This window comes from Collinsella sp. AF36-3AT (genome assembly GCF_003475205.1).
Lineage (GTDB): Bacteria > Actinomycetota > Coriobacteriia > Coriobacteriales > Coriobacteriaceae > Collinsella > Collinsella aerofaciens_AF.
On record NZ_QROZ01000014.1, the window covers coordinates 21857 to 32007 of the forward strand.

Genomic DNA, 10151 nt, shown 5'->3' on the forward strand with positions numbered 1-10151 from the left:
GTACATATGTCACCAAACAGCGATTCCATCCTTTCCCAGGAGCTTTCGCGCCGCACTGCCCTTAAGGCCCTGTTCGGCGCCGCTTCTGCGGCAGTTCTTTTTGGCCTGCCCGCTCGCGCCCATGCGGCGGAGGCTTCCAAAGAAACCACCGATAAATTGAATGCCGCCCAGGCCCAGCTCGACGAGGTCCAGGCCCAGCTCGACGGCATCGCAAATGAGTATGCGGCGCTGGCCAACAAGAATGCCCAGACCCTCAACGACATTGAGAATGTCCAGGGCAAGATTGACGACACACAGGCCCAGATCGATGAAAAGAAGGCCGAGCTCAAGAAGAAGCGTAACGACCTTTCCGATCGCGTGGCCGCCAGCTACAAGTCCGGCGGCACGAACATCCTGTCGCTGCTGCTGGCCTCTGGCTCGTTTGAGGAGCTCGTTGCCAACGCGCATTACGTTGAGAAGATCAACAAGAGCGACCGCGATGCCATCGAGGACATCCAGACGATTCAGGCCGAGCTCGACGCACAGAAGACCGAGCTCGAAGCACAAAAGGCCAACCTGGAGAAACTCAAGGATCAGCAGACGGCTCAGATGCAGGATATGCAGGCCAAGCAACAAGAGGTCCAGACCGTGCTGAACGGTCTTTCCGACGACGTCAAGGAGCTCATGGCTCAGCGTGATTCCGAGATTCTCGCTGCCGCCCAGGCCGAGGAGGCTGCCAGGAAGGCCGCCGCTGCCGCGGCCGCCGCGAACAAGAACAATTCCTACTCGGGTGGTTCGAGCTCGGGCGGTGGATCGTATGCGCCCGGAACTCCGCAGCAGAATGCCGGCTCGGGCAAGCAGCAGGCTGTCGTCAACGCGTGCTACTCCACGCCTTCGCCGGGTCAGAACTGGTGCGCGGCGTGGGTTACCAATGTCTTCCGTAACGCCGGCGTTGGCTACTTTGGCGGCAACGCCTGCGACATGTTCAACGCCTGGTGCTATAGCTCCGATCGCTCGGCGCTGCAGGTGGGCATGATCGTGGCCGATTCCTCGCACAGCGGCACGGGTGCTCCGGGCCTTATCTACGGTCATGTGGGTATCTACGTTGGCGGCGGCATCGTTATGAGCAACGAGGGTGCCATTACATCGAAGTCGCTCGATTCGTTCATTAGCTTTTATGGTACTGGCTCTGGCGTGCGTTGGGGCTGGCTTGGCGGTATTGCGCTGTCGTAAAGCCGACTGGGCCGCGTGCCCGCCCGCAATATATTTGATTGTCTGCTCGGGCAGTCCTGCGCAAGACGAAGGCCACATTAAGTGGCCTTCTTTGCGTGCGGAACTCGCGATCAATCAAATATATTGCGGGCGGGCACGCGGCCCTCTCGGGTTCGGGGCGCTACGCACCGGATTGGTTGTCTGAATAAAAGAAAGTGAAGGCCCCTTTCGGGGCCTTCTTTTTTAGAGGAATTCGCCGACTCGGTGGACTTCGGGTTCGAGGTCCACGTCGAATTGGTCTTTGACGGTTGTTTGGATGTGGCGGATGAGTTCGTCGACATCGGCGGCGGTGGCGTGGTCGGCGTTGACGATGAAGCCGCAGTGCTTTTCGCTCACCTGCGCGCCGCCAATGGCGTGTCCTCGCAGGCCGGCGTCCATGATGAGCTTGCCGGCAAAGTGGCCCTCGGGGCGCTTGAAGGTGGAGCCGGCACTCGGCATGTCGAGTGGCTGCTTGTCCTCGCGGCGCTGGCGGTAGTCGTCCATGTCGGCCTTGATCATCGCGGCGTTGCCCGGGGCGAGATTGAAAGTGGCCGAAAGCACGATGAAACCGTCGTCGGCAATGCGGCTCTTGCGATAGCCCAGGTTGAGCTCATCGACATCGAACTCGATAATGCTGCCGCTACCGCGGGTGCCGTCGTCGAGCATGCGGGCGGGCTTGTAGACGCGCACGGACTCCAGCACATCGGCCATGCAGGCGCCGTATGCTCCGGCGTTCATGTAGCAGGCACCGCCGACCGATCCGGGAATGCCCGAGATGGGCTCCATGCCGGTAAGGCCGGCCTCGGCTGCCGCGGCTGCGACATCGGAAAGCAAGGCGCCGGCTGCCGCCGTGACGTGCGTGCCGTCGACCGTAATGTCGGAGAGGCCCTCGCCCAGCGCTACGACGACGCCGCGGATGCCCTTGTCGCCGACGAGCAAGTCGGAGCCGTTGCCCACGATGGTGAGTGGTAGATTGCAGCGATAGCAGGTATCGAGCGTGGCGACGAGGCCTTGCTCAGTATCGGGCGTGACAAAGACGTCGGCCGGACCGCCGATCTTAAACGTGGTGTGCTCGCGCATGGGCTCGCTCATCAGCACGTTGTCCTCGCCGGCAACGCCAGCGAGCGCGCACAGCAGGTCCTCGTTAAAAAAATCGTTCTCGTGCATACGAATATCCGCCTTTTGGTGGTCGTTGTCATCAATCGATTGCAATATACCCCACCCGGACGGATTTGGTGCGCTGGCGGCGATAAAACAGCCGTCCACCGGATTGGTAAAGTGTTTATCACCGAGGTAGAGGGGTAGTCGCTATACTTTCAAGAGATTGCGCGTAAACCCGGAAGGAGCGAGATGGCCAACAAAGTCACCCTCAAGCAGATCGCCCAGGAGGTGGGGCTTTCCCCCTCGTCGGTCTCGCTTGTTCTCAATAATCGGCCCTGTCGCATCTCGGAAGAAAACCGCAAGCTCATCAAAGAGGTCGCGGCGCGCAACCACTATGTTCCCAACCAGATTGCGCGCAGCCTGGTCATGCGCGAGTCGCGCACGCTGGGCCTTATCGTCCCTAACATCGAGAGCCGCTTTTTTGCCTCGCTCGCCGGTAGCCTGGAAAAGCGCTGCCGCGAGGACGGCTATGCGCTCTTCATTACCAGTTCGGGCGGAAGCGCCGATGACGATCTGGAGCTGCTGCGCCAGCTGGTGACGCGCGGCGTTGATGGTGTCTTCCTGGTTGTGGGCGACGAGTTCTCCGACGACCGCGCCCTGCGCGAAGAAGTCAGCCATCTGCCTATCCCTGCCGTGATGGTCGACCGTGCCATTGAGGGGCTCGAGTGCGACAAAGTGATGTTCGACCACGAGATGGGTGGCTACATGGCCACTCGCTATCTGATCGAGCAGGGCCACCGTCGCATTGCCTGCTTGGTTAACGCGCGCCGTTCCAATACGGGGCGTAAGCGACTTGCCGGCTATGAGCGCGCGCTGCGCGAGGTTGGCCTGCCTATCGACGCACGTTTGGAGTTTGAGAGCGAGTACTACATTCCGAGTGCCTACGAGGCTTCGGAGGCGGTACTCGCAACCGATGCCACCGCTGTGTTCGCAAGTTCGGATAACATCGCCCTCGGTCTGCTCAAGCGCTTGCACGAGATGGGGAAGAGCATCCCGGGCGATATTTCGGTCGTAAGCTATGACAACTCGGCGGCCGACGTTCTCTTTGAGCCGGCGCTGACCGCCATTGAGCAGGATCCTGGTGTCCTTGCGGAGCATGCTTTTGGCTGCATGTCCAAGCGTCTTGCCGGTAGGGGCGGTAGGCGTGCCGAAGAGGTCGTTCTGGAGCCGGCGCTTATCGTGAAGGGCAGTGTGCTCGAGCTTACTAAACACAACTAAACACGTTTACCAATTCATGCAGATTGAATATGGAGTACCTGTGACAGATAATGCCGCAGGTGAATGTCGCGTTTTGCCAATCGATGGGATCGATAAAGATGCTAAAACGTTTTTTCACCATGATAAAACGTTTTAGCAAATATACTAGTCCCAACGAATGGTTGCCGTATCGAAAGGCAACCGCGCAGCGAAGGGACATAAACAATGGCTAAAACACTGGGAACGCCGTGGCAAAAACTGGGACATGAGGTCCCCGCTTCCGAGCTCGAGGGTGTCGACCTGTACTGGCGCGCCTCGAACTACCTGTCCGTCGGCCAGATTTACCTTCGCTCCAACCCGCTGATGCGCAGCGACTTTGTCGACGAGAAGACCGGCGAGACGCGCGACTTTGGTCGTCCGGACGTCAAGCATCGCCTGGTTGGTCACTGGGGCACCACGCCCGGCATCAACTTCCTGTTCGGCCACGTCAACCGTCTCATCGCCGACCACAACCAGAACGCCATCTTCCTGATGGGCCCGGGTCACGGTGGCCCCGCCGGCACCGCCCAGTCGCTGCTCGATGGCACCTACCGCGAGATTCGTCCCGACATCACCAATGACGAGGCCGGCCTGCAGAAGTTCTTCCGCCAGTTCTCCTACCCCGGCGGCATCCCGAGCCACTTTGCGCCCGAGACGCCCGGCTCCATCCACGAGGGCGGCGAGCTTGGCTACACGCTCAGCCACGCCTACGGCGCCGTCATGGACAACCCGAGCCTGCTGGCCGTGGCCGTGGTGGGCGACGGCGAGTCCGAGACCGGTCCGCTTGCCACCTCTTGGCAGTCCAACAAGCTCGTGAACCCGGCAACCGATGGCATCGTCCTGCCGATCCTGCACCTCAACGGTTACAAGATCGCCAACCCCACCATCCTCGCTCGCGTGTCCGACGAGGAGCTGGCCAAGTTCTTTGAGGGCATGGGCTACAAGCCGCACTTCTTTGTCGCCGGCTTTGACGACGAGAGCCACGCGAGGATCCACGAGCGTTTTGCCGCCCTGTTTGAGCAGGTCTTTGACGAGATCTGCGACATTAAGGCCACCGCTCAGGCCCGGGCAGCCGCGGGCGAGACCGTGGTCCGCCCGGCCTATCCCATGATCGTGTTCCGTACGCCCAAGGGCTGGACCTGCCCCAAGCACATCGATGGCAAGAAGACCGAGGACTCCTGGCGCGCGCATCAGGTGCCGCTGGCGAGTGCCAAGGACACCCACGAGCACTTCCGCGTGCTACGCGAGTGGCTGCGCTCCTACAAGCCTGAGGAGCTCTTTACGCCCGAGGGTCAGGTGCGTCCCGAGGTGACGGCCTTTATGCCGACCGGCGAGCTGCGCATCGGCGCCAACCCCAACGCGAACGGCGGCAAGGTGCGCCGCGAGCTCGAACTGCCCGATATTCATGCCCACGAGATTCCCGTCGCAAGTAAGGGCCACGGCTGGGGTTCCACCGAGGCCGCCCGCGTCTTTGGTGAGTACACTGCCGACGTTCTGGCCAAGAACATGGACGATTTCCGCATCTTCGGTCCCGACGAGACCGCGTCTAACCGCCTGCAGGCTGCCTACAAGGTGACCAAGAAGCAGTGGGATGCCGGCTTCTACGAGGACGAGGCCAACGACGAGCTGCTGGCAGGCTCCGGTAAGGTTGTCGAGCAGCTTTCCGAGCACCAGTGCGAGGGCTTCCTCGAGGCCTACGTGCTCACTGGCCGTTCCGGCGTGTGGAGCTCCTACGAGAGCTTTGTCCATGTGGTCGACTCCATGGTCAACCAGCACTGCAAGTGGCTCGAGGCTACCAAGCGCGAGATTCCGTGGCGTGCCCCCATCAGCGGCCTCAACATTTTGCTGTCGAGCCATGTCTGGCGTCAGGACCACAACGGCTTCTCGCACCAGGACCCCGGCTTTATCGACCTGCTGCTCAATAAGACCAACGATACGCATATCGTGAACGCCTACTATCCGGCCGACGCCAACATGGCGCTCGCCGTGGCCGAGCGCGTCTACCAGTCCACCGACTGCGTCAACGCCATCTTCTGCGGCAAGCAGCCCGCCCCGACCTTCCAGACGGTCGACGAGGCCAAGTCCGAACTCGCCGAGGGCGTCGCGACTTGGGAGTGGGCATCGACTGCCAGCTCGCTTGCCGAGGCCGACATCGTGGTTGCGACCTGCGGTGACGTGCCGACGCTCGAGGCCCTGGCTGCAACCGATATGCTGCGCAAACTGGGCATTAAGGTGTGGTTCGTCAACGTGGTCGATCTGCTCAAGATTCAGAACGTCTGCGAGAACGACCAGGCCATCAGCGACGAGCGCTGGGCTGAGCTGTTCGGCTGCGGCGAGAAGCCCGTCCTCTTCGCATTCCACGCCTATGCCGGCACGATCCGCCGTCTGATTTGGAACCGCCCCGGCCACGATGCCTTTCGCGTCCACGGCTACGAGGAGAAAGGCTCCACGACCACGCCGTTCGACATGCTGCGTCTGAACAACATGGACCGCTGGGCGCTTGCCGCCGACGTGCTGCACATGGTCGACGCCGATAAGTTTGCCGAGCAGATCGATAAGTGGGAGGCCTTCCGCACCGAGGCCTTTGAGTTCGCGTGCGACGAGGGCTTCGATCACCCGGCCTTTACCGACTGGGTCTGGCCCGATGCCGCTGCCGCAACTGCTGCCGACGGCGCACTCTCCGCAACGCAGATGACCGCGGGCGACAACGAATAACATCCGGGACGGTCTCGCCCGGAGGCGGCCATCTCGACCGTTTCGATCTGCGGCGCTGATATTTTTTAATGTGATGGGAACTTGGCTGTTGCTGCCTTGTGGATCGTGCATCCAACTAGGGTCAGCCAAGATTACATCGCCGGGGCCGGGGTGCCTGCTTTGTTTTGAGAAGTTCGCGAAGCCCACTTCTCAAAACAAAGCAGGCACCCTGGCCCTCGTCCATGAACTTTTCCGCTGAGCGAGCCATAGGCGCCACGCACCGATGCGATAAGGCGGCGGCTTGAAATTGGTGCTATATTCAGCTTGAGTTGTTTAATGCTAGTACGGGAGGCTGATATGGGGCTATTCAAGAAGAAAAACCCGCAGGATGCCTTTGATCCCGATGTGTTTACCATCACGGATACGATTTTGGACCCGCCGCGGTTTACGTTTTTGCCGGCTATCTACCAGGATGCCACGCGCCGCAAGTGGGCTGTGCATCAGCGCGGTGCAGAGCCAAAGATATTTGACTACGCGGACGTGCTGCAGTGCGAAGTGGCCGAGGCGGGCGATCCGGAGGCCGAGGAAGCGGTCTCAAAACAGGAATTTGCCCAGCGTATTCTGGCAAATCCCGCTAAGGCGGCAAAAATGAACGCTGCCAAGCGTAATATGTGTCTTGGTATGGGCGTTGTTGTGGCGGTTCAGACGGGAAAAGACGAGGTTTCCAAATTAGAGATTCCTGTTATGACCGACGAAGTCAAACGCGATTCAAGTCTATATAAGTCGTATCGGAATGTCGCCGAGAAGATTAAGGCCGAATTTGATGCCATGGGAGGGCTGGCCTAATTTTGGCGACATACGTTTCTGAATGAGGAGTCTGTGCAATGGCAGGCGAATCTTATGCAATTCCCCCCAAAGATCGTGCTGTTGAGGGAATTCTTTGGTATATCCAGCACCATCAGCTTGCCGGCGGCGATCGCCTGCCGGCCGAGCGCGTGCTGTGCGAAGACATCGGCGTTTCGCGTACGGCGTTGCGCGCCGGTATCATGCGGCTCATCTCGTGCGGAACGCTCGAGAGCCGTCGCGGATCGGGTACGTATTTGTGTCCTCCTAAGCCGCTGAACATCTTCCAGGAAACGTATAACTTTTCCGATGCTGTGCGGACTGCCGGCCTGCATCCCTCTTCTCGTCTGGTTTCCACCGGGACCATCGAGGCGGATGAAGCGCTTGCCGACAAGCTTGGGGTGTCTGTAGGCGCTCCTTTACTCCGCATGCAACGCGTTCGACTTATCGAGGGCGAGCCGGCGTCAATCGAGACGGCTCACGTCAATCTGTCCCTGTGCCCGTCACTTCCCAATCACGACTATACGCAAGAAAGCCTGTACGATGTTTTGCTTCAAGAAGGCGGCGTACGCGTGGAGCATGGGTGTGAACATGTTTCGATTTCGCGCCTGAATGCCGAAGAGGCCGAACTGCTTCAGCAGGACGAGGGGACGCCTGTTTTCTATCAGAGCTCGATTGAGTTCGATAAGGACATGCGTTTTGTGGAGCATTGCAAATCGGTGATTTTGCCCACAAAGTTCCGCTTTGCCGATAACGGCGAAAAGAACGGCAAGAAGAGCGCGGCAGGTGAACAATGGCTGAAACAGTAGATGCCACCCCGGTTTATATGCGCATACGACGTCGAATTGAAGAGTGTATCGAGCGCGGTATATATCCCACGGGTTCCATGATTCCGTCCGAAAATGAACTTGCCGAGGAGTTTGGCACGACACGCCTGACTATCCGGAGTGCTGTGGACGAGTTAGTTCGGCGCGGGCAGATTCGCCGCGTCCGCGGAAAGGGCGCGTTTGTGGCACAGAAAGTGCCTGTTGCTTACGAGCGAACAGGAGGCTTTCGCGAGTCGGTTCGTGCTTCGGGCGGCGAGCCGTCCGTCCGCATCCTCGCGCGTTCCAAGCGTTATGCGGGTCCATATTATGCCAACCTGTTTGGCATTGTCGAGGACGATTTGCTGTATTCGATTCGGCGTTTGAACTGCGTCAACGGCAATCCCGTATCGATTGAGATGGCGTTCATCCCGTGCCTGCTGTTTCCCACAATTGAAGATATTGACGTGTCGGTCTTCAGTTTGTACGAGACCTATGAGATGCTGGGCCGAAAGCCGGTCATGGCACAGGAAAAGCTCGATATCGAAGCGCTGGGCGCGCGAGATGCCGGTCTGCTTGGACTGGAGCAGGGCGATCTTGCCTTGACGCTGGAGTGCGTGAGCTTCGATGCGAGCGGCCAGGCGATCGAGTACGTCAAGTCGTTTAACCGCGGTGATGCGGGTGGATATACCTATACGTATTAGCTGGTGTTTTGTGAATAACAGCTGGTAAGCTAACCAGTTTTGATCGTTGGGTCAGCCGTATATACAACCTTACATGGCTCAAAATCGACCGTTCGCCGATGGGGATAAATTAATCGACAAAGAGGTATCAAAAAGCCGTAACCTGTAACTGTGATTGGTATCAAATACTAATGATTTGTTACGAGGTGAGACGATGAAGATGCTCGATTACGTTCAGCTTGCCCATGTGCGTATGGGAGAGAACCTCGAGCGTTCGTCTGAGCTGGTAGCGCAGCTCGTTGATATTTTCCAGTCCGGTTCTTTTGACGCGCTGCGCATCGTTGCTTCGGGTTCGTCGCGCCATGCCGCCGATTGCGCCCGCGATTACCTGCAAGATGCGCTGCAGATGCAGGTGCCCGTTGTGACGCCCGAGGCTTTTGTCGATTTTGAGCACACCTATCCGCAGCATGCGCTCAACATCGCCGTCTCGCAGAGTGGCTATTCGACCAATACGATTGCGGCGCTCGATTACATGTGCGCGCACGATATGCCTGCAGTTGCGCTCACAGCAAACGTCGAGGCTCCCATTAAGGAGCATGCCGATATCGTTCTCGACTACGGCGTGGGCGTCGAGTCGGTGGACTTTGTAACTCTGGGCGTCCAGACGCTCATCGAGTATCTGGTGCTCTTTGGTGTTTACGGCGGTCAGGCGCGTGGAACGATTGATGCCGAGGGCGTTGCCCAGCGTCTTGACGACCTGCGCGAGACTATTCATGCTAATGCCGCCATGTGCAAGACGGCCGAGACTTACGTGCAAGATCACATGCTCGAGCTGTCGGAACATGCGCCGGCGATGGTTGTGGGCAATGGCCCCAACTATGGCGTTGCCGAAGAGGCAGCACTCAAGCTGAGCGAGACCATCAAGATTCCGGCTATGCATCACGAGGGCGAGGAGTTCGTCCACGGTCCCGAGATGCAGATCGTTCCGGGTTATCTGGTGTTTATTGTCGACGATCCGCAGGGGTCGGAGCGTCTTGCGAATATCGCCGATGCGCTATCGAACGTTACGAAAAAAACGGTGCTGCTCACGGCCCATCCCAGGGGTGGAGCTCACGAGGTTGTGGTGCCTCAGGTGACTCCGCTGCTCAGCGCAATTCCCAATCTCGTGTTCTTCCAGACGGTTGCGGCAATGATCGCCGAGCGTCTGAAGTCATGGGACGTGCACCCGTATCTCGATGCCGTCTCCAAACAAATGGAAGTCAAGGCAGGGGGCTACGAAGAGTCAGTCAATGCGCTTAAGGCCAAAGCGGCCGAGTGTTACGGAATGTAAGCGGGTTTTGATGCCCGTTGGCATGGGGGATGTGGAGACAACCCCAGAAAGGAGAGACAAATGAAGGAAACCGAGAAGATCGAGATCATGCATTTCGACCAGGAGGGCTACCTCGAGGACGGCAAGGCGCTCTACGAGACCGGCAAGAAGATGACCGCGCTCGCCGACAAG

8 protein-coding genes are annotated in these 10151 nt (G+C 59.0%); 7 read left to right on the top strand and 1 reads right to left on the bottom strand.

Annotated elements, in window-relative coordinates; all coding sequences use genetic code 11:
• Positions 1-6: 6 nt before the first annotated feature.
• Positions 7-1212 carry a hypothetical protein gene (locus tag DW003_RS09510; RefSeq protein WP_118388839.1) on the top strand — a complete coding sequence of 402 codons (1206 nt, stop codon included), beginning with the start codon at positions 7-9 and terminating at the stop codon, positions 1210-1212.
• A 222-nt stretch (positions 1213-1434) separates the two neighbouring features.
• Here the strand turns inward: DW003_RS09510 and murB are convergent, their stop codons facing one another.
• Positions 1435-2397 (bottom strand): UDP-N-acetylmuramate dehydrogenase, encoded by a 963-nt coding sequence (gene murB / locus DW003_RS09515; protein WP_118388841.1) that lies wholly within the window; start codon positions 2395-2397, stop codon positions 1435-1437.
• A gap of 183 nt (positions 2398-2580) precedes the next feature.
• Between murB and DW003_RS09520 the strand changes: the two genes are divergently transcribed.
• The 6 genes from DW003_RS09520 to DW003_RS09545 all read left to right on the top strand — a co-directional run bounded on the left by DW003_RS09520 (position 2581) and on the right by DW003_RS09545 (position 9980).
• A complete protein-coding gene (locus DW003_RS09520; protein WP_118388843.1) occupies positions 2581-3609 on the top strand; it encodes a LacI family DNA-binding transcriptional regulator in 1029 nt (342 codons plus the stop codon).
• Between the two features lie 204 nt (positions 3610-3813).
• Positions 3814-6342 carry a phosphoketolase gene (locus DW003_RS09525; protein ID WP_118388845.1) on the top strand — a complete coding sequence of 843 codons (2529 nt, stop codon included), beginning with the start codon at positions 3814-3816 and terminating at the stop codon, positions 6340-6342.
• Between the two features lie 336 nt (positions 6343-6678).
• Complete coding sequence (locus DW003_RS09530; RefSeq protein ID WP_118388847.1) at positions 6679-7167, top strand: hypothetical protein; 489 nt, start codon at positions 6679-6681, stop codon at positions 7165-7167.
• Between the two features lie 38 nt (positions 7168-7205).
• Entirely contained in the window at positions 7206-7973 is a 768-nt protein-coding gene (locus tag DW003_RS09535) for a GntR family transcriptional regulator (protein ID WP_118388849.1), read from the top strand.
• The gene (locus DW003_RS09540) at positions 7958-8671 is read left to right on the top strand and encodes a GntR family transcriptional regulator (protein WP_118388851.1); all 714 of its coding nucleotides are present in this window, start codon (positions 7958-7960) and stop codon (positions 8669-8671) included. The genes DW003_RS09535 and DW003_RS09540 overlap by 16 nt, the downstream gene beginning before the upstream one ends.
• Positions 8672-8864: 193 nt before the next feature.
• Positions 8865-9980, top strand: coding sequence for an SIS domain-containing protein (locus DW003_RS09545; RefSeq protein ID WP_118388853.1), 1116 nt, complete (start codon positions 8865-8867; stop codon positions 9978-9980).
• The last annotated feature ends 171 nt before the right edge of the window (positions 9981-10151 follow it).

Coding starts and splice junctions, on each gene's coding strand:
- DW003_RS09510 (WP_118388839.1), top strand. CDS start 7: ATGTCACCAAACAGCGATTCCATCCTTTCCCAGGAGCTTTCGCGCCGC.
- murB (WP_118388841.1), bottom strand. CDS start 2,397: ATGCACGAGAACGATTTTTTTAACGAGGACCTGCTGTGCGCGCTCGCT.
- DW003_RS09520 (WP_118388843.1), top strand. CDS start 2,581: ATGGCCAACAAAGTCACCCTCAAGCAGATCGCCCAGGAGGTGGGGCTT.
- DW003_RS09525 (WP_118388845.1), top strand. CDS start 3,814: ATGGCTAAAACACTGGGAACGCCGTGGCAAAAACTGGGACATGAGGTC.
- DW003_RS09530 (WP_118388847.1), top strand. CDS start 6,679: ATGGGGCTATTCAAGAAGAAAAACCCGCAGGATGCCTTTGATCCCGAT.
- DW003_RS09535 (WP_118388849.1), top strand. CDS start 7,206: ATGGCAGGCGAATCTTATGCAATTCCCCCCAAAGATCGTGCTGTTGAG.
- DW003_RS09540 (WP_118388851.1), top strand. CDS start 7,958: ATGGCTGAAACAGTAGATGCCACCCCGGTTTATATGCGCATACGACGT.
- DW003_RS09545 (WP_118388853.1), top strand. CDS start 8,865: ATGAAGATGCTCGATTACGTTCAGCTTGCCCATGTGCGTATGGGAGAG.